Genomic DNA, 22,895 nt, shown 5'->3' with positions numbered 1-22,895 from the left:
CAGCGGCATTTATCAGTACTGCTGACCCGGAATCGGCTTGAGGTTAACCTCTACGCGGCGGTTCTGGGCGCGGCCGTTGACGTCGGCGTTGCTGGCAATCGGTTGATCAGGCCCTGCACCGCGCACTGACAGGTGCGCTTGATCGACGCCTTGCGAGGTCAGGTAAGTCGCGACGCTCTGGGCGCGCTGTTGCGACAGGTCCATGTTGTGCTGGCGGCTGCCGGTGCTGTCGGTGTAACCGACGATTTCAATGTTGTTCTGGTTGAACTGCTTGAGCGAGCTGGCCAGATTGTTGAGCGGCGAATAGAAGCTGCTGGCAATGGCCGAAGAGTCCGTCGCGAACGTGATGTTACCCGGCATGATCAGTTTGATCTGGTCACCCTGACGCTGTACCTCGACACCGGTGTTGGCCATACTCTCGCGCAGCGCAGCTTCCTGCTTGTCTGCGTAGTAGCCATAACCCGCCGATGCGGCACCTGCCACTGCTGCGCCGATCAGGGCACCCTTGCCGCGATGATTGTGATCGATGGCCGCGCCGGCTACCGCACCGGCCAATGCGCCGAGTCCGCCGTACTTGGCCGTTTTGCTCATACCACCGGAGCTTTGCGCCTGGCCTTGATTGTCATAGGGATTGGATGTTGCACAGCCGGAAAGCATGGCTACGGCGGTGGCAACAATGATCAAACGACGCGAGGTAAACATTCAGGTGCTCCTGGTTTTGACGAACGCTGGTAACCGGATTAGAGCATACCCGCTATCAAAAATTCCTTAACCCGTGCTGAACCGCCCGTCTTGCGGGCTTCTGCGCTCAGCGGCGCTCCTCGCGAATGTAGGGTTCGCCCAGCGCACCGGGCTGGCTGCTCGATTGACGCTTGCCGCTCGCCACCCAGACCATGACCAACAGGGTGACCGCATAGGGCGTCATCAAGACGAAATACTGAGGCAGGCGCACGCCGGTTGCCGCCAACTGCGGAATCAGCGCCTCGATACCGCCGAACAGCAAGGCACCGGCCAGCGCACGCCACGGCGACCAGCGCGCGAAGATCACCAGTGAAACCGCGATCCAGCCGCGTCCGCCGGTCATGTCGGCGATCCACATCTTGGTGCTGAGCACGGCAATGAAACCGCCGGCCAGCCCCATCAACGCGGAGCCGGCGACAATCGCCGCCAGGCGGTAACCGAGCACGGAAATACCTGCGGCATCGGCGGCCTGCGGGTTCTCGCCCACCGCGCGCAAACGCAGCCCGGTACGCGTGCGATCGAGCAGCCAGACCACCGCGATGAAAATCACCACGGTCAGGTACACCAACGGGTTCTGCACAAATACCCGGCCCACTACAGGCAGCTCGGACAACGGCCACAGCTCGACCGCCTGAAGGCCGCTGACCGGACGATTGGTCCAGCCCAGCAGCGTGCCCAGCAGCCCGGTCAAGCCCTGACAAAAGAACACCAGCGCCAGCCCGGCGATCACCTGGTTGATCCGCAACACCAGCACCATCAGCGCAAACAGCAACGACACCAGACCTGCCGCCGCCATCGACGCCAGCAGCGAAAGGCCCGGCGAGCCGAGGCTCAACTGCATGCCGATGCCCGCCAGTGCGCCGACCAGCATCAGCCCTTCGACGCCCAGCGCCAGTACACCGCTGCGCTCGATGAGGATCAGGCCCAGCGCTGCCAGGGCGAACGGCACGGCAAAATCCGGTGCGCTGCCCAGCCAGTGGGAAATAAGCTCCATCAACGTTCTCCTGCCTGAATGCGCCGCAGGCGATGGCGGATGAAAAAGTCCGACGACGCGACGCAGATCACCAGGATCGCCTGGATCAGTTGCACCATCGAAAACGGAATCTGATAGAACACCTGCAGGTTGCGCCCGGCCACGAACAACATGGCGATCAGCAACGCGACCACGGTGGCGGCCACCGGGTTGTTGCGGGCCAGAAAGGCGATGAGAATCCCGGAAAAACCGTAGCCCTGATAGAACGATTGAGTAAGGCGCCCTTCCTGCCCCGAGGTCACGACAAAACCTGCAAGCCCGGCCAGCGCGCCCGACAGCAGCACGGTGCCGATGATCATCTTGCGCACCGGTACGCCCACCGCTCCGGCAACTTTCGGGTTGGCATCGACAAAGCGCAGGTACAGCCCGGCCCGCGAAACACCGACGAACCACAGGGTCAGACCAGTGACCAGCAGCGCCAGAGGGATCGCCGCGTTATACCCGGCAAACAGGTCGGGCAGCCGCTCGAAGCTCTGGAACGCGGGGGAATAGGGAAAGTTGTCTCGCGGGTCCTTCCAACTGCCGTACACCAGGTGCAGGAGGAAATTGGCGGCGATGTAATTGAGCATCAGCGTCGAGATGATCTCGTTGACCTGCCACTTGAGCTTCAGCAGCACCGGCCCCAGGCTCCACAACAATCCGCAGATCACGGCTGCCGCCATCATCAGCGGCAGACGCAACGCCTCCGGGCCCACTTGAAACAGCGAAATCGCCGTAGCGCCAATCGCGCCCCAGATCATCTGGCCTTCCAGACCCAGGTTCCAGAAGCGCGCCCGAAACGCCATGCACCCGGCGAGCCCGACCATGATCATCGGCGATGCCTGAAACAGCACTGCCTTGAAGTTTTGCCCATCGAACACCGTCTGCACGACGAACTCGTTGAGCAGCTCGTCAGCAGGCACGCCGGCAAGAATCAGAATCACGGTGCAGATCGTCAGTCCGATCAGCAACGCCAGAGCAATGATCAGCGCCTGCAATAGCCAGCCGGTCTGCTGACGAAGCTCCAGGGTGTAGCGCCGCACCAGCAAGGGTTGCCGTGCGGATTTCATCGGTTGTACTGATTCAGTCATGGCTCACCATCGCTTTGCCGATGGCTTGCCGGTCGGCAGGGTGCGAGAACTCGGCGACGATGCGCCCGCCGTTCATCACGCCAACACGGTCAGCCAGGGCCAATACCTCGTCCAGATCCTCGCTGATCACCAGCACCGCAGCACCCGCGTCCCGTGCTGCTCGCAAACGGGCGTGCACCGCCTGGGTGGCACGCACATCCAGGCCGCGGCTCGGGCTGTGCACCAGCACCAATTGCGGGTCGCGGCTGAATTCGCGGGCGATCACCAGCTTCTGGGCATTGCCTCCCGACAACAGCGCAGCTTTCTGATCGAGAGAGCGCACGCCCTGTACGTCGAAGTCCGCCACGGCGCGCTGCGCGTCCTGCTTCAGACGCTTGTAGCCCAGACGCCAGAAAGAGCCGTATTGCCCGCTGTGGATGTTGCCGATAGCAAAGTTCTCGGCCACCGACAGCGACCCGGCCAGCGCCGCGCCGTAGCGGTCGGCCGGGATTGAGGCGATGCGCAACTGCCGACGCTGATCGGCCGACGCGTCGCGCAAATCGCCAAACCCGGTCATGTGGATTTCACCCTCGGTCGCTTGCGCCAACCCCATCAGCGCGTTGGCCAGCTCGGCCTGACCATTGCCACCCACGCCTGCGATGCCGTAAATCTGCCCGGCGTGCAGGGTCAGGTTGACGCCGTTGAGCGTACTGCTGCCGACGCTGCGCAAGTCCTTGACCTGCAAACGCACCTCACCGGGTGTCGCCGGTTGATACTCGGCAACCGGCACCGATTCGCCCACCGTCAACTGCACCAGTTGCTCGACGCTGACACGCTGCGGGTCAAGGGTCTGTATCGTGCGCCCGCCGCGCATGACCGTTACCCGGTCGGCATAGCGTTTGACGTCAGCCATCTTGTGCGTAACCAGAACCACCGCCGCACCCTGCCGGGCGAATGCCTGAACGGTCAGCAGCAGACGCTCGGCTTCCTGGTCGGTCAGCACTGCAGTGGGCTCGTCGAGGATCAGAATCCGCGCACCGGCCAGCAGCACCTTGAGAATCTCGACGCGCTGCTGCTCGGCGACCGACAGGCTGTCGACGGTGCGCGCCGGGTCAATCGCAAAACCCAGCGCCTCGGCCTTGCCGATAATCTCCTGCTCCAGCGTACGCAGCCGCTTGCGATAGCTGCCTTCGCCGGGTTGCTCGGGCAGTGCCAGGAGAATGTTCTGCGCCACCGTGAACGGTTTCACCAGCTTGAAGTGCTGGTGAACCATGCCGATCCGGTAGCGGCTGGCGTCCCTCGGGCCCTGAAGCTGAACCGGATTGTCGTCCAGCAGCAGGGTGCCGGTTTCCGGTGCATACAGCCCGGCGGCGATGTTCATCAGCGAGGACTTGCCTGCACCGTTCTCGCCCAGCAGCGCATGCACTTCACCCCAACAGGCGGTGAAGTCGGCGTCGATCAGCGCCTTGAAGCCATCGAACGATTTGCTGATGCCGGTGAGTTGCAGCGCATTGACCTGACTCATTGCTGAGTCTTCACGCCTTCGACGAACCAGTCCATTTTCCACAGATCCGGGTCAGACAACTGCTGACCGGCCGCCACCCGCTCCTTGCCGTCACGATCGGCCAGCGGGCCGCTGTAGATGATTTTCCGGCCGGCCAGCAGCTCGGCGCGCTCGGCCTCGATCTTCTTGCGGTCCGCATCGGAAATGATCGTGTCCGCAGTCAGCTTGATATCGGTGCCGCCCTGCTGCATCGACAGCAGCGCGCCGTTGGCGGGCGGCGTCCAGTTGCCGGCAATGATGTTCTTCAGCTCAGGCCCGAGGAAGCGATCCCAGACCCACAGCGAAGAACAGACCGTCGCCTTGGGGGCGAACTCGCTCAGGTCGCGATGGTGGCCGGTGCCATGAATGCCGCGCTCCTGAGCGACAATCTGCGGTGTCGGGCTGTCGACGTGCTGACCGACCACGTCGGCACCATTGTCGATCAGCGCCATGGTTGCTGCGCGTTCCTTGACCGGGTCGTTCCAGGCACCGGTATAGACCACGGTGACGGTGGCCTTCGGATTGATCTGCCGGGCGCCCAGTTCATAGGCGTTGATGGTCCAGTTGACCTGGCCGAACGGGTTGGCGGCGACGAAGCCCAGCTTGCCGGTCTTCGAGGCCGCGCCTGCGGCCATACCGCACAGGTACTGGCTCTCGTAGGTACGCCCGTAAAACGATTCGAGGTTGGGCGCATTGGTGGTGCCCGAGCCATTCAGGAACGCGACTTTCGGGTATTTCCTGGCCAGTGCAAGAAAGGTGTCGGAATAGCCGAATGCAGTACCGACGATGATGTTGGCACCGCGTGCGATGAGTCGGTCGACCACCGGCGTAATCGCCGCAGCGTTCTCGGGCACGCTCTCGACGTACTGGATTTTTGTGTCCAGATCCTTCTCCAGCTTCACGCGCGCTTCGTCGAAGGCCTGAGTCCAGCCGCCATCATTGCGCGGGCTGATATACACCATGGCGATTTTCGGCTTCCCTTCGAGGGTCAACCCTTCAGCCTGAGCAAGGCTGACCGCTCCCAACGCTACGGCCGCACACAATGTCCCGGGCAACAGTTTCTTGTACATAGACGTTTTCCTGAGGGTAATGGCCGATGAGGACCGCACAGGCAGGCATTAGCAGCATCCATGCCAGTACAGGAAAAGCGCTATGGAACAACGACCTGACGCCATCGAGACGAAGAAAGCAGATCAAATGGTCTGAATCGGAGCACTTGGTTTGTGCAGGACGCCCGCGCACTGCGCGAGCGGGGTGCGCGGGTCAGGCCCGGCGAGGTCCATTCACGCCTTGCGCGGCAGGATCCCGTCCAGAACCATGCTGCGCAGGCTCGTCAGCACCTCGTCGAAAAACGCCGGATCATCCAGGGTCTTGCCGGTCACGGCCTCGACCTGAGTACGGAAGTCGGCGTAATGCTGGGTGGTCGCCCATAGGGTGAAAATCAGGTGGTGCGGATTGATGGGCGCCAGCTGACCGCTGTCGATCCAGTGCTGAATCACCGCCACCTTGGCCTGCACCGTGTCACGCAACGGGTGCTGCAACTCGCCCTGAATCAGCGGTGCGCCTTGCATCACTTCCATGCAGAACAGCCGGGATTCGGCCGGGTGATCGCGGGACATCTCCAGCTTGGCCTTGATGTAGGCGCTGATCGCCTGCACCGGCTCCTTGTCGGCGGTGAAGTGCACCAGCGGGCTCAGCCATACCTCGAGCAGCTGGCGCAGCACGTTCAGGTACAGGTCGTCCTTGCTGCTGAAGTAATACAGCAGGTTGGTCTTGGAGACATCCGCCAGGCTCGCGACCTGATCCAGGCTGCTGCCATGCACGCCATAGCGGGAAAATATCTCCAGCGCCGCATCGAGAATCAGCGTGCGCTTGCTTTCCATCAGGCGCATGCGCCGCTTCAGGGACGTCGCACTGGGTTCGCGGGTCGTCTTGACCACGGTCTCTGGCTTGGCCTTGCGCACGCGTTTGTTCGCCGGGTCAGCCAGGGGAGGTTTCTTGTTCACGCACATCCATCCAGTGATGCCGAAATGAGCGGGCATCTTAACGGGCGCAGCTGTTTTGTCGATACGGATTGCCTGCGCCGTCCGCCCTGCCCCATCTGCGTGCGCCGCGCACAAACCAAGTGCTCTGATTCGGACCAAATGGTCTGAAATAAACAGGAAAAATTCACAAGCTACTGAATAAAAACAATAAAAATTTATGGCCCGCTTAATGCAAAAGCTTATTGAGAGACGATTGAAAGGCGATTGAACGACGATTCAAGTGCCGCCAGTCGCGCTTTGGCACGCATCGACCCACGCAGAGAGGCCTCATATGGACATTGGAATCTTCATCCCCATCGGCAATAACGGCTGGCTGATTTCCAGCAATGCTCCGCAGTACATGCCGACCTTCGAGCTGAACAAACAGATCGTGCAGAAGGCCGAGGGCTATGGCTTCGACTTTGCGCTGTCGATGATCAAACTGCGTGGCTTCGGCGGCAAGACGCAGTTCTGGGAACACAACCTGGAGTCGTTCACGCTGATGGCCGGCCTGGCCGCAGTCACCAGCCGGATCCAGCTGTTCGCCACCGTTGCCACTCTGACCATCCCGCCTGCCATTGCCGCGCGCATGGCCTCGACCATCGACTCGATCTCCAATGGCCGCTTCGGGATCAACCTCGTCACCGGCTGGCAGAAGCCGGAATACGAGCAGATGGGGCTGTGGCCGGGCGACGAGTTCTTCCACACCCGCTATGAATACCTGGCCGAGTACGCTCAGGTTCTGCGCGACCTGTGGGCCACCGGCAGCAGCGACTTCAAGGGCGAACATTTCAGCATGCAGGACTGCCGCGTCAGCCCTCGCCCACAGGCCGACATGAAGCTGATCTGCGCCGGTCAAAGTGAAGCGGGCATGGCGTTCTCGGCGCAATACGCCGACTACAACTTCTGCTTCGGCAAAGGCGTCAACACGCCCACGGCCTTCGCGCCGACCGCACAGAAACTGCTCGAAGCCAATGAAAAGACCGGCCGCAATGTCACCTCCTGCGTGCTGTTCATGATCATCGCCGACGATACCGACGAAGCCGCACGCGCTCGCTGGGAGCACATCAAGGACGGTGCCGACGAAGAAGCCATTGCCTGGCTGAGCGAAAAAGGCTCGGCGGATAAAAGTGCCGGCTCCAACCTGCGACAGATGGCCGACCCGACCTCGGCGGTCAACATCAACATGGGCACGCTGGTGGGCTCGTGGGCCACGGTGGCGAGAATGCTCGACGAGGTGGCCAGTGTGCCGGGGACTCAGGGCGTGATGCTGACGTTCGATGATTTCGTCAAAGGGGTCGAGGATTTCGGCGAGAAGATCCAGCCACTGATGACCAGCCGCAAGCACATCGCGCAGCTCAGGGAGGTGATCTGATGACAACCCCGACAACCGTCGCAGGCGTTGACCTGCCGGACCTGCAGCCCGCCCGCGAGCTGCCCGCCCGTCCCGAGCCGCTGCGCATGAAACCCGGCGAAACCGCGCTGGTGGTGGTCGACATGCAGAACGCCTACGCCTCGCTCGGTGGGTACCTGGATCTGGCCGGGTTCGATGTCAGCAGCACCGGGCCGGTTATCGCCAATATCAACAAGGCCTGTACCGCCGCGCGTGCAGCAGGCATTCCGGTGATCTTTTTCCAGAATGGCTGGGACCCGGCCTATGTCGAAGCCGGTGGCCCCGGTTCACCGAACTGGCACAAGTCCAACGCCCTGAAAACCATGCGCAAGCGCCCGGAACTCGAAGGGCAACTGCTCGCCAAGGGCGGTTGGGATTACCAGCTGGTAGACGAACTGACGCCACAGCCTGGCGACATCGTGGTGCCGAAAATCCGCTACAGCGGCTTCTTCAATTCCAGCTTCGACAGCGTGCTGCGCAGCCGCGGCATTCGCAATCTGGTGTTCACCGGCATCGCCACCAATGTCTGTGTCGAGTCGACCCTGCGCGACGGCTTTCACCTGGAATATTTCGGCGTGGTGCTGGCTGACGCGACCCATCAGGCAGGCCCCGAATTCGCTCAGCAAGCCGCGCTGTTCAACATCGAAACCTTCTTTGGCTGGGTTTCCAGCGTCGATGACTTCTGCACCACTTTCAGCCCTGTCGGGCAACCTTCGTGAGGACACCAGCATGACCAAGAAAGCGATCATCCCTGCCGGCACCAGCAAACCCATCGCGCCGTTCGTACCGGGCTCCATGGCCGACGGCGTGCTCTATGTCTCGGGCACGCTGCCGTTCGACAAGGACAACAACGTGGTGCACGTCGGCGACGCCACCGCGCAGACCCGTCACGTGCTGGAAGCCATCAAAAGTGTGGTCGAGACCGCGGGCGGGACGCTGGACGATGTCACCTTCAACATGATCATGATTCGTGACTGGGCCGACTACGCCAAGGTCAACGAGGTGTATGCCGAGTATTTCGCGGGCGAGAAGCCAGCCCGTTACTGCATCCAGTGCGGTCTGGTCAAACCCGAGGCGCTGATCGAAATCGCCAGCATCGCCCACATCGGCTGAATCGCGACCGTGGGCAGTTGACGCCCACCCGGAGAAAACCCATGTTCCATGAGTTTCATGCCTGCCAGCATGCCGATGCACCGACCCTGGTGCTCAGTTCCGGGCTGGGCGGGTCTGGCCGCTATTGGGCGGATGACCTGGCACTGCTGACCCGCGACTACCGCGTGCTCGTCTATGACCATGCCGGAACCGGGCGCAGCCCTGCGGTGTTGCCGGCGGATTACTCGATCCGGCACATGGCTATCGAGTTGCTGGCCCTGCTCGACTCACTCGATATCCAGCGCTGCCATTTCATGGGCCATGCACTGGGCGGCCTGGTGGGTCTGGAACTGGCCCTGCTGCGCCCGGAACTGCTGCAAAGCCAGGTACTGATCAATGCCTGGAGCAATCCGAACCCGCACAGCGCGCGCTGCTTTTCAGTGCGCAAAAAACTGCTGCTGAACAGCGGACCGGAGGCCTACGTACAGGCTCAGGCGCTGTTCCTCTACCCGGCAGACTGGATCGCCGCCAACGGCCCGCGGCTGGCCGACGACGAAGCCCACGCTCTGGCGCATTTCCCCGACACCGACAACCTGCTGCGGCGCATCCATGCGCTGGAAACCTTCGACGTGGCGGCCGAGCTTTCACGCATTCACACCCCGACCCTGCTGATTGCCAACCGCGACGACATGCTGGTGCCCTGGCAGCAATCCCGGCACCTGGCCAACGCCCTGCCGAATGCAACGCTGGTGCTGCTGGAATATGGCGGCCATGCCTCGAACATTACCGATCCACTGCCCTTCCAACGCGCCCTGCGCGCTTTTCTCAGCACACAACCCTGACACACAACCCTGAAAGGACTCATCCCATGCCTACTTCCTCTACAACTCCCGCCATTCTGCCCATCGCCGCTGTCAGCCAGCTGGCGTTTCGCGATGCGATGTCCGGCCTGGCAGCCGCCGTCAACCTCATCACCACCGACGGCCCTGGCGGACGCGCCGGCTTTACCGCGACCGCCGTGTGCAGCGTGACGGATCAACCGCCGACGCTGCTGGTCTGTATCAACCGCAGTGCGTCGGTGTATGACGCCTTCATCGAGAACGGCACGTTGTGCGTGAATACGCTGGGCAACGGTCAGCAGGACTTGTCCAACCTGTTCGGCGGCAAGAGCTCCCAGCAGGAGCGCTTTGCCTGCGGGCAGTGGGAGGCCGGCGTGACCGGCGCACCGGTCCTGGACAGTGCAAAACTGGCGCTCGACTGCAAAGTGAGCCAGTCAGTCAGCGTCGGCACGCATGACATTCTGTTCTGCGAGGTGGTGGATATCAGGCATCAGAGCGGTGCAGATGCATTGGTCTACTTCGGCCGTCGCTATCATCACCTGCCGAGCGAAACGCCAGCGGCCTGAGGGCTTTGCCGGTTGACTGCAGACTTCCAGAATGAACCAGCCAGAATGAGCCCGCCGGAATGTACCAAATAGACATGATTTTTTGCGACAGCCCCGTATACTGGCACTGTGAGATCAGAACAATCCTTGCAGTCAACGAGGTGAAGTCATGTCGATCAACAGCGCCTGCATTCTGCTGATAGCCGCCAGCAGTCCATCGTATGCTCGTTGCGCTTACCCGCCACCTGGCATGCCTACGCACGCAGGTGGCTGAGCATGCTGAAGAAAATACCGGTGGCTGATCTTGCCCTGGGCATGTATATCCACAAAATCTGCCGCCGCTGGAGCAATGATCCATTCTGGATAGGCCTGGTCGAAGTCATGCTCGATGACGTTGAAGTGCTCGAGCGCATTCAGCAATCAGGCACCAAAGAAGTCTGGATCGAAACCGGCAAAAGCCGCGTCCTGGCCCCCCGGCCCTCAGCGCCATCGGCCAGCGACGATACAACGCCGGCCAGCCTCGAAAAGGAAATGCTGCGCGCCAGGCTGATCTGCGGACGGGCCAGGGATGCGGTCATGTGCATGTTTACCGAAGCGCGCATGGGCCGGGCCATGGATGTCGACAATGTGCAGTTGCTGGTGGAGGAAATCTCCAACTCGATCCTGCGCCATCCGCACGCGCTGATCAGCCTGTCACGCCTGAAAACGTCCGACGAGTACACCTACATGCACTCGGTGGCGGTCTGCGCGTTGATGGTCGCGCTGGCCAAACGCATGGGCATGCCTGACGATCAGATCCGTGAAGCTGGCGTGGCCGGGCTGATGCACGATGTCGGCAAAATGATGATTGCCCCGGCGGTGCTCAACAAACCGGGCCGCCTGACCCGCGACGAATTCGAGATCATGAAGGCCCACCCCGAACTGGGCGTGAAGATCCTCATGGACACGCAGCCCGTGGCCGCGTCGGTGATTGACGTCTGCCTGCATCACCACGAAAAGGTCGACGGCTCGGGCTACCCGCACGGCCTGAAAGGCGACCAGATCAGCATCTTCGCGCGCATGGGCGCGGTCTGCGACGTGTATGACGCCATCACCTCCGACCGCCCCTACAAAAAGGGCTGGGGCGTTGCCCATTCGATTCGCGAGATGGCGTCGTGGCAGGGACATTTTGACGACGTGGTCTTTCAAAGCTTCGTCAAGACCGTGGGTATTTACCCGATCGGCACACTGGTACGCCTGGAAAGCGGGCGCCTCGGCGTGGTGGTCGAACAAGGTCAAGCGTCGCTGTTGAAACCGAAAGTGAAGGTTTTCATGTCAGCGCGCACCGGCAAGACGTTCGCCGCACAAGTCATCGACCTGGACTGCCCTTCCGACCCGGACAGGATCGCCAGAATCGAAAAAACCACCGACTGGGGGCTGGAAGAAGTCGATACGCTGTGGGCGGGCAGCCCGGCCTGAGTGGCCCGGTGAACGCCGTTGACGTCAACCCAGCAAGCCCAGTGTCTTGGCCCTCGCCACCGCTTGAGTGCGACGCTCGACCCCCAGTTTGCTGTTGATGTGACTGGCGTGAGTCTTGACGGTGTGCAGGGAGATGAACAGCTGCTCGCTGATTTCCTGATTGGAACAGCCCTGTGCAATCAGTTGCAGCACACCCAGTTCGCGCACGCTGAGGCAATCGCCGCCATGTGCCGCCTCGGGCGACGGCGTGCAACAGGCCGGAAGCTTTTCCAGCAATGCAGCTTGAACCCGGCAGGGTGGCAGTTGCACAAGTTGCTCATGCAGCCACTCGGGGTGCTCGCCCAGCAGCGCCTTGAACGGCATCAATGCACCGCCGGACGCTGCGGGCAGGCTGCGCAGCAACAATGCCCGCGCCTCGTCGCGTCGCGCCTGACTCAGCAGCAAGCCGATCTGCTGGGTCATGGCGATCAGTCCAAGCAGTTTCGCCCCCACCTCCTGAGCGCGCCGCTCGAGCGCCTGCAAGCGCTGCTCGCAGGCAACGCCGTCACCCTGCTGTCGTTCGAGTACGGCACGCTGCAACTCAATGTATTGCGGCAGTTGCGGATGGCACTCGGGGGCCGCAGCACCGAGACCGCCGTTGTAGGTCTGCGTCAGGCGCAGCAGCCACGCTTCGGCAAGGTCCATGCGCCCCTGCAACAGCCACAGCTCGCATTTGACCAGGGTAATCATCGCCAGGTAGTAGATCGGCGGCACGTCCCAGATGTGCATCAGCCGTTCGGCCTCGGCGAGTTCGGCGAAGGCTTCGGCAAAGCGGCCGGTGCAGCCTTCCATGGTGGCTATTACACAGTGACCGATCAGCACGCTGATGTCGCGGCAGGCGCGTGCCTCGGCCAGACCGGCCAGCAATAACACCCGCCCTTCGTCCACCTGCAGACGCAGGGTCAGCAAGTAGCCTTCATACAGCGTCAGGCGCGCGCGGACCGCGTAGAGCCGAACGGTGGACAAGCCTTTGAGGCGTTGCTGCCCCTGCCGCACTTCCTCCAGCGCGCGGAGAATTTCGCCACGCGCCTGCAGAACTCTGGCGCGGTCGTAATGCGCCAGCGCCTCGAACAACGGATTGGCGACCCGCTGCGCCAGCTCCAGCGCATCGCGATTCAACACGCGGGCGCGCCACAGATCACCGCTGGCGACCGCGAGGTTGGCCAGTGTCGACAGGCACACCAGCCGCTGGCCATAGCGTTTTTCCGGCAGGCTCAGCAGGGCTTCGGTGCAATAATGTTGAGTCTTTTCACTGTCTCCGCGGCCACGGGCGATGATGCCGCTGAGCGCCAGCCATTGGGCGAGCATGGATTTCTGAGCGGTTGCCGAGGGTGCCGGCAGAAACCGGCTCAGTTGATTGGCCAGCTCTTCGGCGGCATCCAGCTGGCAGGCCAGCCCCAACGCCCAAGCGTAAAGCACGATCAGGCGTGGCGTGCTGGTCAACAGGTCGTCCGGCAAGTCCATCTTCCAGCGCAGCAACATGCCGACATTCTGTTCGGCCAGCAGCTGTTCTTCGGAGAGGTTCTGCACCAGATTGGCCGCCACATCCAGATGCCCGGCGCGCAACGCCTGCTCGACCGCTTCGTCGAGCTGGCCCTGAGCGCTGAACCAGCGGCAGGCATTGAGGTGCAGGCGGGTCGGTGGTGCACCGGCCGCCTGCCGAGCGCGCAACAGATCGGAAAACAGATGGTGATAGCGAAACCAGTGGCCCTGCTCGTCCAGCGGTACCAGAAAGACCTGATGCGCCTGCAGATAACCCAGCATCCCGGCGCTGTCGTGACCATCCCGCGCGGCGTCGCACAGCTCGGCGCAAAAACGCTCCAGGCAGGCGGTGTCGTAGAGAAACGCCTGAACATCGGCCGGCAGGCAGTCGATCACTTCTTCCAGCAGGTACTCGCGAATCAGCACCTCACTGCCGCGCAGCGTCTGGGGCAAGGCGCTTTCATCACCGGCTTCGGACGCCGCCAGCAACCAGAAGCGCAGCCCGGCGACCCAGCCTTCGCTGCGCTGAATCAGGCTTTGCAACGCCTCGCTGTCGAGCGATCCGCTGTGCCGCTCCAGCACTGCCATGGATTCGGCGTGCGTGAGGCGCAGGTCCTGTTCGTTGATTTCCAGCAACTGCCGCGTCAGACGCAAGCGTGCCAGATGCCAGTCCGGGCGCTGCCGGCTGGTCACCATGACCACCAGCCCGGCCGGTAGATGGTTGAGAAGGAACTGCAGGCAGCGATCGAGTACCGGCCCCTGGGCCAGATGATAGTCATCGAGCACCAGCAACAGCGGCTTGCTCAGCATCAGGTGCATGGCCAACTCGTCGAGCAGGCCGTCGAGCCACTCCTCGAAGGCAAACGGCTGGTGGCGCTGGCGCATCTTCAGCAAAGCCATCGCCTGAGTACCCAGTTGCGGGAAGAACTGTTGAAGGCTGGCCAGCAAACGCTCGAGAAAACGACCCGGGTCGCTGTCCCGCGCGCTCAGACCCAGCCATACGTTTTGCCAGTTGTCCGGCAACCCCTGACAGAACTCGACAGCCAGCGAACTCTTGCCGAACCCGGCCGGGGCGCAGACCAGCAGCAGTCGGCCGCCAAGCCCGGCATCGAGACGCTGACACAGGCGCGCACGGGGAACATAACCCTCAGGCAGAGGTGGACGGAAAAACCGCCCTTCCAACGCAGGAATCGCGCCGTCTGCAAACCCTTGCATTCGGGACAGATCAGTCATGGCCGGCTCGTGTGGGAATCCGTGCGGGAATCATTGGTACGGCGTCACGGTGTTCGGAGACTAGCGGGTAAATCGCTGCTTTTGAAGGTCATCACGGAAAAGACTGTAACAAAATTCCTACAGATTATGAGGCGATTGCGTACGCGCAAAAAAGCCCCGATCCGAGGTAATATTGTTCACTCAAGCATTTGAACCGACGACGGGAAATTGAACCGGGGTTCAGGGACATCAAAAGTTTGATGCAGAAGAACGCAGTGACGCTGCATCGCAAGAAAATCGACTTGATCTATCAAGAGGCGTGGAGGCGATTACTGACTTACGACGTGATCCGTCGAGAGGCCAGTCAGGCCGCGATGGCGTTCTGACGAGCACCGTCAGATATCCGCTGCAAACCCGCATACCAATACATCGCGGTGCAGTTGATTGTGATGGCCGCAGCCAATCCTGTTTCCGCGACCGAAAGACGGCTCTTAGAGCTGGGGGGCGGCTGTTCTGGATTACCGTCCCAGCCCCTCAAGGCCAAGGACGGTGAAAATATCAAAGATCCGGTTTCCAGTGAACAGTAAGGCTGCTCCGCCTGAGTGAACATTACGCTAATTGGCGGATTTCATTAATAAGCTTTAATTAATAAGTAATTAAACTCCCATTCGACCATACTTGCAAAGGTCCGCCTCCTTTTTTCGGATCCCAGGTAGAATGACCATACGTAATCAACACCTCTACAGCAACGCCATCTCCTACCAGCTTCCAGAGCCAACCAGCGTCACCTTTTCGCGCACTAGTCCACACATCGACCATCTCTGGAAAACAGTCAACAAGTTTTTTTTGTGGCTCCCAGCTTCTAAATATAGACTCTCTTAATTTTACGACATAAACATCGGTAGATGAGTCCGTTGCCAATTCCTTATGAAATTCTCCGTCGACGATCAAGGGGTCACAAGCAGAGGCCATAAGCATCCTTACACTTTTGAAAACCTCGCCATAGTGATTGCCCATGATGCCGTCTAATGAAGGCTCACGAAGAATAGCGGATAACGCTTCGCTGCGTCGAGCAACCTCTCTAACCAGCTCACTTTTACCGATCACCTCACAGACGGGTACGATGTCTTCGACAGACCTACTGCCATTAGTGATGCGAGTATCAAAATCAGACAGGTATTCATCCGCCAGTTTCTTCAATTCCGCCTCTGAACCAATTGAAAGCCTACTCAGACTCGTGCATTTTTGGTAAATCGGACCTCGACATCTTTCAATAACTTTACCCGCAACAGACTTCATGAGCGTCGCCCGTTTTTTACCATCCACGCTATTTGCATCCGTGTCCAATTGTAAGAGTCCAATTACCCCATCAACCCCCTCATCCCTTAACGTATTTCTTACATCCGTTTTATCAAGAGGGGGTGTCGAAGCAGCTAAGACGCCGTTTACAATCTCCTCAATTAAAACAGCATCAAAACCACTAGCCAAGCTCCCGCTTACCCTGTCCCACATTAAACAACTAAACTCGACGCTCTTCATTTCATACTACTCCATCCATGGATAACAAGCGTTCAAAATAACCCCTCCCGCCCCCACAGACAACTGTCAAAACTAACAGTGAGACATAACAACAAGGAATATAAACTGATGCAAAACCTTCCAATATTATAAAGCACCATCAAACATAGGATTTCAACCCCCGATAGTGTTGTCCAATAAGCCTCCTCGTCGACTTGCGAATACATGGAGCACCGTGGGCTAGCGGAATCAATATAACCAAGCATTTCAGCCAGAAGCGCCCGTGGCTCTGTACGAAACGTCGGCTAGAGAAGGTCAGGCAGGGCAAAAACAGGCGAGAAACAGCGGCGGCGCGCGTTCGACTCTAGTGTTGTAAATGAGCACTCCGATTGAACTCGCGTCGGGAGGGCTGCCCTGGACCACCGTCCTTGGCCTTCAAGACCAAGGACGGTGGCAATTTTCAAAGACCCGGTTTCCAGTGAACCGTAAGACTGCTCCGCTTATAAGTGAACAACATTATCCAATCAATGGTCTTTCAGGCACATAACCGAGACGTTGATTTACAGCGTGTATCGGTCAGGTATCAACGCACCCCTTCCTGACGCAGCGCGTTGGGGGTGAAGTCGCTGGTGCCGGCCGTGAAGCCGAACTCGTAGGCCTTCTTCTCTTCGTTTTTCATGCCCAGCGCCACATAGCGACCCGATTGCAGGTCGTACAGCGTCTCTACCGCGTACCACGGTACTTGCTTGTCGTAGTAGTTTTCCGAGTGCGCCTCGGCCACGCGCCACAGCTGACCACGCCCGTCGTAATGGTCGATGACCGCAGCCTGCCAGGTGTCTTCGTCGATGAAGAAGTCACGCTTGGCATAGATATGACGCTGCCCTTCCTTGAGGGTGGCGGTCACGTGCCAGACGCGGCGCAGCTCGTAGCGGGTCAGGTCCTGGTTGATATGGCCGGCCTTGATGATGTCGGCGTACTTGAGCGTCGGATCGTCCAGCTTGTGGCTGTTGGAGGCGATGTACATTTCCTGCTTGCCGATCAGTTTCCAGTCATAGCGATCCGGCGCGCCGTTGTACATGTCAAGGTTGTCGGAAGTGCGCAGGCCGTCGGAGGCAGTACCGGGGCCGTCGTAGGACACCTGCGGCGCACGACGCACGCGGCGCTGACCGGCGTTGTACAGCCACGCCGAGCGTGGTTCGGCCACTTGGTCCAGGGTTTCATGCACCAGCAACACGCCACCGGCCAGACGCGCCGGAGCGGTGACTTCCTGCTTGAAGTAGAACAGCACGTTGCCCGGATTTTTCGGGTCGAAATCCCTCATCTTGTCGCGAAACACGAACTGATCGGAGAAATACACCAGGCTGTAAGAGCCGTTGGGCTGTGGCGTGGCCTGGGTGACCAGACGTTTGACGCTGCCGCCGCGGTAGCGGGTGATGTGGTTCCAGATGACCTCGACGCCACTGGCCGGGATCGGGAACGGAATGGCCGTATCGAAGTTTTCCAGGCCACTGCCGCCACCGACCAGCTTGCTGGTGGTGGCGTTTTTTTTGATCGCGGCGAACACGTCATCCGGCACGGTGGCACCGCGATGGGTCGGGTAGACCGGAATCCGGTAGCTGTCCGGGTAGCGCTTGAACATCGCGTATTGGCCCGGCGCCAGCTTGTCCTTGTACTGCTCGACGTTGGCCGCGGTGATGATGAACAGCGGTTTTTCACTGGCGTACGGGTTGGCAAGAAAACCCTTGCTGTCCACCGCCCCGGCGTTTTTCGGCATCGGGCTCCAGGCCGGGATGGTGTTGGCCGCATTACCGGCCTTTTCCGCGCCCATCGGCGTCAGCGAGGTGCCCAGCTTTGCCGCTTCGGACTCGGACACCGCCGCCATCACACCGGTCGCCAGCAGCGACATCCCCAGAACCCCGGCCTGCAACAGACTTTTTGTTATTTTCATGTTCATCGTCATCCTGAAAACCATGTTCTTAGAAGTTCATGCCGAAGCTCAGCGCCACGAAGTCCCGGTCATCGACCGTGGTGTACTTGCCATCAAAGAAGTTGGTGTAGGAAAGGTTCGCGGTGTAGGTGTTCTGGTACTCGGCATCGAGCCCCAGGCTGACCGCCTTGCGCCCCTCTTCGAAGTTGCCGCCAGGGCCGGGTGAATAGCCTTTGACGTCATGCGACCAAGCCACGCTCGGCTTGAGGTTGACCCCGGCGAACACGCTGTTGTAATCCCAGATGGCGCGGGCGCGATAGCCCCAGGAGTTGGCCGTGGTAAAGCCGTCGTCTTCGCAATAGCGGGTCAGGTTGTTCTGCTCGGCACCGGTCAGCGTGCCAGCGTTCAACGTTGCGCATTGGCCGCCAGGCAGCGGCCCGGGGCCGTACACCGGATCGCGGCCGTAACGGATTTTGGATGTGCTTTCGAGCCCGCCCACATGAGTCCAGCCCACTTCACCGACCACCGTCAGACGCTCGGCGCCCATGACCTGATCGAAGAACTGGGTAAATGTGGTCTGCATCTGGGTGATTTCTTTGCGGCGATAACCGGCTTGATCCGTATTCGGCTGCCCGCTGAGCAGCGACACGTTGGGGTTGAGCGGCGAAATGCCCGAATAGAGGATGTCGGTGGTATTGACCTGGATCGGCGCGTTGGGGCGGTAGCTGATCTCGCCGCTCCACGCCGTGCCGGTGGGCAGCGTGGTCGAGAAGCTCAGGCCGTACAGACGAATGTCTTCGGGGTATTCGACGTAGTAACTGGAGTTGCCCGCCACCACCACCGGCAGCAGGCTGGGGGCCAGCGCGGCGGCAGTGCTGGCAGGAATGCCGTTGCGCACCAGCGAACCGACCAGCCCTTGCGGGCTGAACGAAGCAGCCGAGCCGCCCCGCCCGCTGAAAATCGGTGCACGGCTGTGGTAATTCATCATGTACGCGCCGAACTCGGTGTCCAGCGGTTCGAAGTTGTAACGCAAGGCAAAACCGAACTGGCCGCTGTCGCGCGCATCGCGGTCAGGGCCTCGGCGCACCACCGCGCCCTCATCCGGGTTGCCGAACACCACGCCCTGCTGCGACAGCGAATTGAACACCGCACCGCGCGCGCCAGCTGGCAGACCGGCCGCCGTCAGCGAGCTGTTCAGGCCGCTGCGGCTGCGCAAGACCGCGAGGTTGTTGTTGCAGCCATCGGCAATCACATCGGGTTGCGAAAAGAAAGTGCCGCAGTTGTCGACGACCGTCTGATCCCATTCCAGCTGGTAGAAACCTTCGGCAGACAGGTTGTCGGTCAGGCTCTGGGACAGGTAGAACATGTTGACCGGAATCAGGCCTTCCTTGATTTCCGAACCGGGTCGCCGGAAGGCCGAAACATCGACCGGGTTGACGCTGTTGATGCCGCCCTGAATGAAGGTACTTTCCCCCCAACTGATGACCTGCTTGCCGAAGCGCACCGCGCCCGGCTGATCGGCAATCGAATAGTTGTGATAGACGAAGGCGTCGAGCAGCTGGAACCCGGACGACTTGGCGCCCTCCTTGCGGCCCGAGTCGCTGATGTCCTTGAACTCGCGGTTTTCATCCTTGAGTTCGAAGTCGTACCAGTATTTGCCGCGCAGGAACACACCGGTATCACCGTACTTCAGTTCCAGATCATGAATGCCCTTGAAGATCTTCGAAAACGTCTCCCCACGCTTGAAGTTCAAGTGACCGTCATCGGACGTCTGCGACAGACCACGCCCGCCGTTGTTGGCGCCGATCAGGTTCTTGTTGGGATTGGCCGTCGACCAGCTCGCCCCCACTGACAGCGACGAGTCGAAACTGCCTTCGATCTCGCCGACATTGAAGGTCACGGCAAAGGCCGGGCCGGCGAGCGACGAGGCAAGGCTGACGGCCAGAGGCAGCCTGGCCCGACGCCAGAAGGGGGATGTGCTTGTCATCGACGCTACTCCTTGTGTTTTATTGTTATGGCGGTGGGGAAATCCAGAAACGAATCAGTCATCGAATCAACACACGCGCCAGGTCCGTTCTTGCCATTCCCGGTGCTGACTATAGCCAGCACGCTCTGACGCTAGATCCCTCTAAAGTGTGATTTGCACGACCAACGCCTCTGGACCGACCGTTTCCGGGAAGCCGCCAAAAAACATGTGGCGGGGAGGATGGCGTAATTTGCAAATTTGGCAAGTCACAGAGCAGGACCTGCAGCGCAGACACGTGCCGTCGCCAACGGATACGCCATGCCCGAGGTGTCAGAGGGTCGAGAGAAAGGCACTGTTGCTGCTTTGCCACTCCACGATGTCCAGGCGCATGCGTTTCTTGTCCAGCTTGCCGACGCTGGTCTTGGGAATTTCGGTAACAAGCGCGATCTGGCTGGGAATCGCCCACTTATTGATGTGACCTTGCTCGACAAACGGCTTGAGGTGCTCCTTCAAACCCTTGGCGTCGAGCTGGTGGCCATCGCGAATCACCAGCAAGGCAAACGGCCGTTCTCCCCATTGCGGATCGGCGATGCCGACCACTGCCACTTCGCGCACTGCCGGATGGCGGCTGCACAAATCTTCGAGTTCCAGCGACGAAACCCATTCGCCACCGGTCTTGATCACGTCCTTGATGCGGTCGCGAATGTCGATGAAGCCCATGCCGTCCAGCGTCGCCACATCGCCGGTGTGCAGCCAGCCGCCCGCCCACAGCTCGGCGCCTTTTTCGGGCTCGCGAAAATAGCTTCCGGTCAGCCAGGGCGCACGCAGCACCAGCTCTCCCTGGGTTTCGCCGTCGGCCGGGAGGAAGTTGCCCTGTTGATCGATGATGGCGGCTTCCACCAGCATTCCCGGCACGCCGGCCTTGATCCGATAGGTGATGCGCTCGTCTTCACTGCCGGCTTTCAACTCTTCGTTGATGTGCGCTACGGATATGAGTGGTCCGGTTTCAGACATGCCGTAGGCGGCAGTGAGCTGGATGCCGCGGGATTTGGCGGCCTGATACAGACTGCGGGTCAGGGAGCTGCCGCCAATGATGATCTTCCAGCCACCGAAATCGACGTTCTGGGCAGACTTGGCGTTGAGCAGCATTTGCAAGATGGTCGGCACGCAATGGGAAAAGGTGACGTTCTCCCTGCGCCAGAGCTCCACCAGCAACTCGGGATCGTAGCGGCCCGGATACACCTGTTTCAGACCGAGCATGGTTGCCGCATAGGGAATGCCCCAGGCGTGCACGTGAAACATCGGCGTGATGGGCATGTAGACGTCATCGGTGCCCAGCAGCCGGGTGCTGTCGATACAGCCCATGATGGTCGCCACGCCCATGGTGTGCAGCACCAGTTGGCGGTGGGTGAAATACACCCCTTTGGGGTTGCCAGTGGTGCCGGTGGTGTAGAACGTGGTGGCGACCGAGTTTTCGTCGAAATCCTCGAACACGTATTCGGGGCTGGCCGCCGCCAGCAGGGTCTCGTACTCGCCCACTAGGTTGGGCAGCTCGGCAGTCTTGTCTGGCAAATCCGTCAGCAACAGGGTCTTCTCGACCGTGCTCAGGTGTCCGGACATCGCCTGATAGAGTCCCGTGAACTCGCTATTCACCAGCACCAGACGGTCGTCGGCGTGGTTGATGGTGTAGGCGATCTGCTCGGGAGAAAGTCGCACATTGACGGTGTGGATGACCGCGCCAATCATCGGGATGGCGAACATGCATTCCAGGTAGCGGTGGCTGTCCCAGTCCATCACCGCCACGGTATCGCCAGCCTTCACGCCCGCCGCTGTCAGTACGTTGGCCAGGCGACAGATGCGTTCGTTGAGGGTCGCGTAGGTGTAGCGGACCGAATCACGGTAGATGATTTCGCGCGTCTTTTCATAACGACCGCCCGACAGCAGCAGGCGCTTGATCAACAGAGGGCACTGATACGCGCCATCGGCGGGCGGAAGAACGCGAGTCTGTAACATATGAAGCCCTTTTTCAAAGTCCATAAGCGTGCTGAAAAATATGCACTCTAGGGCTTCGGGCTGCCAGTGAAATCAGTAAAAGGGATGATTTTTCGAGACGCCCCGCGCTGTCTGCAAGGGGCGTCCGGACTGCTGCATGTGTTCGGTAAGCGGCGTACTGAACTCAGGTTTCAGCGCACTTCGGTCAGCGCCAGCTTGATGCCCAGCGCGATCAGCACGCCGCCCATGGCCCGGTCGAACCAGTGCCCCATGCGCGCGAATCCTGCGCGCACCCGGGCCTGGCTGAACAGTCGCGCCACCAGACAGAACCATACCGCCGTCGCCACTGCGAGGTACACGCCGTAACCGCCCTGCACCAGCAGTGGCGTGTGCGGATTGATCACCACGGTGAACAGCGAGAGGAAGAACAGCGTCGCCTTGGGATTCAGGCCATTGGTGACGAAACCGCTGATGTAGGCACCGCGTGCCGTGCGCTCGCCGGGAGTGGCCTTGATGGCGGTATCCCCCGTTGCAGCGGCTGGTTTGGCGCGCAACGCCTTGATGCCGATGTACAGCAGATAGGCCGCGGCTGCCCATTTCAGCGCGTTGAACAGCACGATGGACTGGGAGACGATAATCCCGATCCCCAGCAGCGAATAGCCCACATGCAGAAAGATCGCCGAGCCGACGCCCAACGCCGCCCAGGTCCCTGCCTTGCGCCCATGAGTGACGCTTTCACGCACCACCACCGCGAAATCCGGACCGGGGCTGGCCACCGCCAGCAAGTGAATCAGCGCAACGGTAAGAAATTCTGCCCAGTACATGTGGGATCTCCTGGAGGGTTGACGTGTGACCCGGCAGATTACGCTTTCTGATGTCTTCGCAACAGATGCCAGCATTGGCGCGGCGCTGGGCGTGCTCTAACTATCGTGCGACGTTCTGCGCCCTCCTGGCGACGCAGAGCGTCGAGAACTGCATTCCCACGCTGGAGTGGTGTGACCCCCGAAGGTTGGACAATTATCCACCTACGCTGCCTTGGCGG

The 22,895-nt window shown here is 60.6% G+C and carries 18 protein-coding genes and 1 pseudogene; 7 read left to right on the top strand and 12 right to left on the bottom strand.

Features of this window, described 5'->3' with window-relative positions; all coding sequences use genetic code 11:
• Positions 1-12: 12 nt before the first annotated feature.
• The 6 genes from QRN50_RS17280 to rutR form a co-directional block, all read right to left on the bottom strand.
• Positions 13-702, bottom strand: coding sequence for a YiaD family glycine zipper/OmpA-like lipoprotein (locus QRN50_RS17280; RefSeq protein ID WP_003319364.1), 690 nt, complete (start codon positions 700-702; stop codon positions 13-15).
• 106 nt (positions 703-808) lie between these two features.
• A complete protein-coding gene (locus tag QRN50_RS17275; protein WP_003316999.1) occupies positions 809-1,735 on the bottom strand; it encodes an ABC transporter permease in 927 nt (308 codons plus the stop codon).
• On the bottom strand, positions 1,735-2,844 hold the full coding sequence (locus QRN50_RS17270) for an ABC transporter permease (RefSeq protein WP_011266763.1): 1,110 nt from the start codon (positions 2,842-2,844) through the stop codon (positions 1,735-1,737). The genes QRN50_RS17275 and QRN50_RS17270 overlap by 1 nt, the downstream gene beginning before the upstream one ends.
• A complete protein-coding gene (locus tag QRN50_RS17265; protein ID WP_024660935.1) occupies positions 2,837-4,348 on the bottom strand; it encodes an ABC transporter ATP-binding protein in 1,512 nt (503 codons plus the stop codon). Before QRN50_RS17265 ends, QRN50_RS17270 begins: the two co-directional genes overlap by 8 nt.
• Positions 4,345-5,436, bottom strand: coding sequence for a BMP family ABC transporter substrate-binding protein (locus tag QRN50_RS17260; protein WP_024640132.1), 1,092 nt, complete (start codon positions 5,434-5,436; stop codon positions 4,345-4,347). The genes QRN50_RS17265 and QRN50_RS17260 overlap by 4 nt, the downstream gene beginning before the upstream one ends.
• A 213-nt stretch (positions 5,437-5,649) precedes the next feature.
• Entirely contained in the window at positions 5,650-6,378 is a 729-nt protein-coding gene (gene rutR / locus QRN50_RS17255) for a pyrimidine utilization regulatory protein R (protein WP_011266761.1), read from the bottom strand.
• Between the two features lie 304 nt (positions 6,379-6,682).
• Here rutR and rutA point away from each other — a divergent pair, with 304 nt between their 5' ends.
• The 6 genes from rutA to QRN50_RS17225 all read left to right on the top strand — a co-directional run bounded on the left by rutA (position 6,683) and on the right by QRN50_RS17225 (position 11,717).
• The gene (gene rutA / locus QRN50_RS17250) at positions 6,683-7,765 is read left to right on the top strand and encodes a pyrimidine utilization protein A (protein ID WP_024640134.1); all 1,083 of its coding nucleotides are present in this window, start codon (positions 6,683-6,685) and stop codon (positions 7,763-7,765) included.
• Complete coding sequence (gene rutB, locus QRN50_RS17245) at positions 7,765-8,502, top strand: pyrimidine utilization protein B (RefSeq protein ID WP_004406882.1); 738 nt, start codon at positions 7,765-7,767, stop codon at positions 8,500-8,502. The genes rutA and rutB overlap by 1 nt, the downstream gene beginning before the upstream one ends.
• A gap of 10 nt (positions 8,503-8,512) precedes the next feature.
• Positions 8,513-8,896, top strand: coding sequence for a pyrimidine utilization protein C (rutC, locus tag QRN50_RS17240; RefSeq protein ID WP_003408714.1), 384 nt, complete (start codon positions 8,513-8,515; stop codon positions 8,894-8,896).
• Positions 8,897-8,937: 41 nt separating this feature from the next.
• A complete protein-coding gene (rutD, locus tag QRN50_RS17235; protein ID WP_024640135.1) occupies positions 8,938-9,717 on the top strand; it encodes a pyrimidine utilization protein D in 780 nt (259 codons plus the stop codon).
• A 26-nt stretch (positions 9,718-9,743) separates the two neighbouring features.
• A complete protein-coding gene (gene rutF / locus QRN50_RS17230) occupies positions 9,744-10,280 on the top strand; it encodes an NADH-dependent FMN reductase RutF (protein WP_004406884.1) in 537 nt (178 codons plus the stop codon).
• Positions 10,281-10,535: 255 nt separating this feature from the next.
• On the top strand, positions 10,536-11,717 hold the full coding sequence (locus tag QRN50_RS17225; RefSeq protein ID WP_096127124.1) for a cyclic di-GMP phosphodiesterase: 1,182 nt from the start codon (positions 10,536-10,538) through the stop codon (positions 11,715-11,717).
• 24 nt (positions 11,718-11,741) lie between these two features.
• On the opposite strand, the gene QRN50_RS17220 is transcribed toward QRN50_RS17225, so the two are convergent.
• Complete coding sequence (locus tag QRN50_RS17220) at positions 11,742-14,471, bottom strand: winged helix-turn-helix domain-containing protein (RefSeq protein ID WP_096127125.1); 2,730 nt, start codon at positions 14,469-14,471, stop codon at positions 11,742-11,744.
• A gap of 197 nt (positions 14,472-14,668) precedes the next feature.
• Between QRN50_RS17220 and QRN50_RS17215 the strand changes: the two are divergent.
• Positions 14,669-15,056: pseudogene (locus QRN50_RS17215) on the top strand (IS4 family transposase); the annotation flags it as partial.
• Positions 15,057-15,095: 39 nt separating this feature from the next.
• Here QRN50_RS17215 and QRN50_RS17210 read toward each other — a convergent pair.
• The 5 genes from QRN50_RS17210 to QRN50_RS17190 all read right to left on the bottom strand — a co-directional run bounded on the left by QRN50_RS17210 (position 15,096) and on the right by QRN50_RS17190 (position 22,677).
• The gene (locus tag QRN50_RS17210; RefSeq protein ID WP_004406888.1) at positions 15,096-15,989 is read right to left on the bottom strand and encodes a hypothetical protein; all 894 of its coding nucleotides are present in this window, start codon (positions 15,987-15,989) and stop codon (positions 15,096-15,098) included.
• Positions 15,990-16,551: 562 nt separating this feature from the next.
• Entirely contained in the window at positions 16,552-17,916 is a 1,365-nt protein-coding gene (locus QRN50_RS17205; RefSeq protein ID WP_024640903.1) for a DUF1329 domain-containing protein, read from the bottom strand.
• A gap of 28 nt (positions 17,917-17,944) precedes the next feature.
• Positions 17,945-19,882: a DUF1302 domain-containing protein gene (locus QRN50_RS17200; RefSeq protein WP_004406890.1), complete on the bottom strand. Its 1,938-nt coding sequence runs from the start codon at positions 19,880-19,882 to the stop codon at positions 17,945-17,947.
• A gap of 309 nt (positions 19,883-20,191) precedes the next feature.
• Positions 20,192-21,874 carry a fatty acid--CoA ligase gene (locus QRN50_RS17195; protein ID WP_004406891.1) on the bottom strand — a complete coding sequence of 561 codons (1,683 nt, stop codon included), beginning with the start codon at positions 21,872-21,874 and terminating at the stop codon, positions 20,192-20,194.
• A 170-nt stretch (positions 21,875-22,044) separates the two neighbouring features.
• On the bottom strand, positions 22,045-22,677 hold the full coding sequence (locus QRN50_RS17190; RefSeq protein WP_024640141.1) for a LysE family translocator: 633 nt from the start codon (positions 22,675-22,677) through the stop codon (positions 22,045-22,047).
• Positions 22,678-22,895: the final 218 nt, after the last annotated feature.

The sequence above is a fragment of the Pseudomonas sp. MEJ108 genome (assembly GCF_030208985.1).
Taxonomy (GTDB): domain Bacteria; phylum Pseudomonadota; class Gammaproteobacteria; order Pseudomonadales; family Pseudomonadaceae; genus Aquipseudomonas; species Aquipseudomonas fragariae.
Note: the sequence above shows the minus strand (reverse complement) of the source record. Positions and strands in the feature narration are given on the sequence as shown.

Coding starts and splice junctions, on each gene's coding strand:
- rutF (WP_004406884.1), top strand. CDS start 9,744: ATGCCTACTTCCTCTACAACTCCCGCCATTCTGCCCATCGCCGCTGTC.
- rutD (WP_024640135.1), top strand. CDS start 8,938: ATGTTCCATGAGTTTCATGCCTGCCAGCATGCCGATGCACCGACCCTG.
- rutR (WP_011266761.1), bottom strand. CDS start 6,378: ATGTGCGTGAACAAGAAACCTCCCCTGGCTGACCCGGCGAACAAACGC.
- QRN50_RS17280 (WP_003319364.1), bottom strand. CDS start 702: ATGTTTACCTCGCGTCGTTTGATCATTGTTGCCACCGCCGTAGCCATG.
- rutC (WP_003408714.1), top strand. CDS start 8,513: ATGACCAAGAAAGCGATCATCCCTGCCGGCACCAGCAAACCCATCGCG.
- QRN50_RS17260 (WP_024640132.1), bottom strand. CDS start 5,436: ATGTACAAGAAACTGTTGCCCGGGACATTGTGTGCGGCCGTAGCGTTG.
- QRN50_RS17275 (WP_003316999.1), bottom strand. CDS start 1,735: ATGGAGCTTATTTCCCACTGGCTGGGCAGCGCACCGGATTTTGCCGTG.
- QRN50_RS17205 (WP_024640903.1), bottom strand. CDS start 17,916: ATGAAAATAACAAAAAGTCTGTTGCAGGCCGGGGTTCTGGGGATGTCG.
- QRN50_RS17190 (WP_024640141.1), bottom strand. CDS start 22,677: ATGTACTGGGCAGAATTTCTTACCGTTGCGCTGATTCACTTGCTGGCG.
- QRN50_RS17270 (WP_011266763.1), bottom strand. CDS start 2,844: ATGACTGAATCAGTACAACCGATGAAATCCGCACGGCAACCCTTGCTG.
- rutA (WP_024640134.1), top strand. CDS start 6,683: ATGGACATTGGAATCTTCATCCCCATCGGCAATAACGGCTGGCTGATT.
- QRN50_RS17200 (WP_004406890.1), bottom strand. CDS start 19,882: ATGACAAGCACATCCCCCTTCTGGCGTCGGGCCAGGCTGCCTCTGGCC.
- QRN50_RS17210 (WP_004406888.1), bottom strand. CDS start 15,989: ATGAAGAGCGTCGAGTTTAGTTGTTTAATGTGGGACAGGGTAAGCGGG.
- QRN50_RS17195 (WP_004406891.1), bottom strand. CDS start 21,874: ATGTTACAGACTCGCGTTCTTCCGCCCGCCGATGGCGCGTATCAGTGC.
- QRN50_RS17220 (WP_096127125.1), bottom strand. CDS start 14,471: ATGACTGATCTGTCCCGAATGCAAGGGTTTGCAGACGGCGCGATTCCT.
- rutB (WP_004406882.1), top strand. CDS start 7,765: ATGACAACCCCGACAACCGTCGCAGGCGTTGACCTGCCGGACCTGCAG.
- QRN50_RS17265 (WP_024660935.1), bottom strand. CDS start 4,348: ATGAGTCAGGTCAATGCGCTGCAACTCACCGGCATCAGCAAATCGTTC.
- QRN50_RS17225 (WP_096127124.1), top strand. CDS start 10,536: ATGCTGAAGAAAATACCGGTGGCTGATCTTGCCCTGGGCATGTATATC.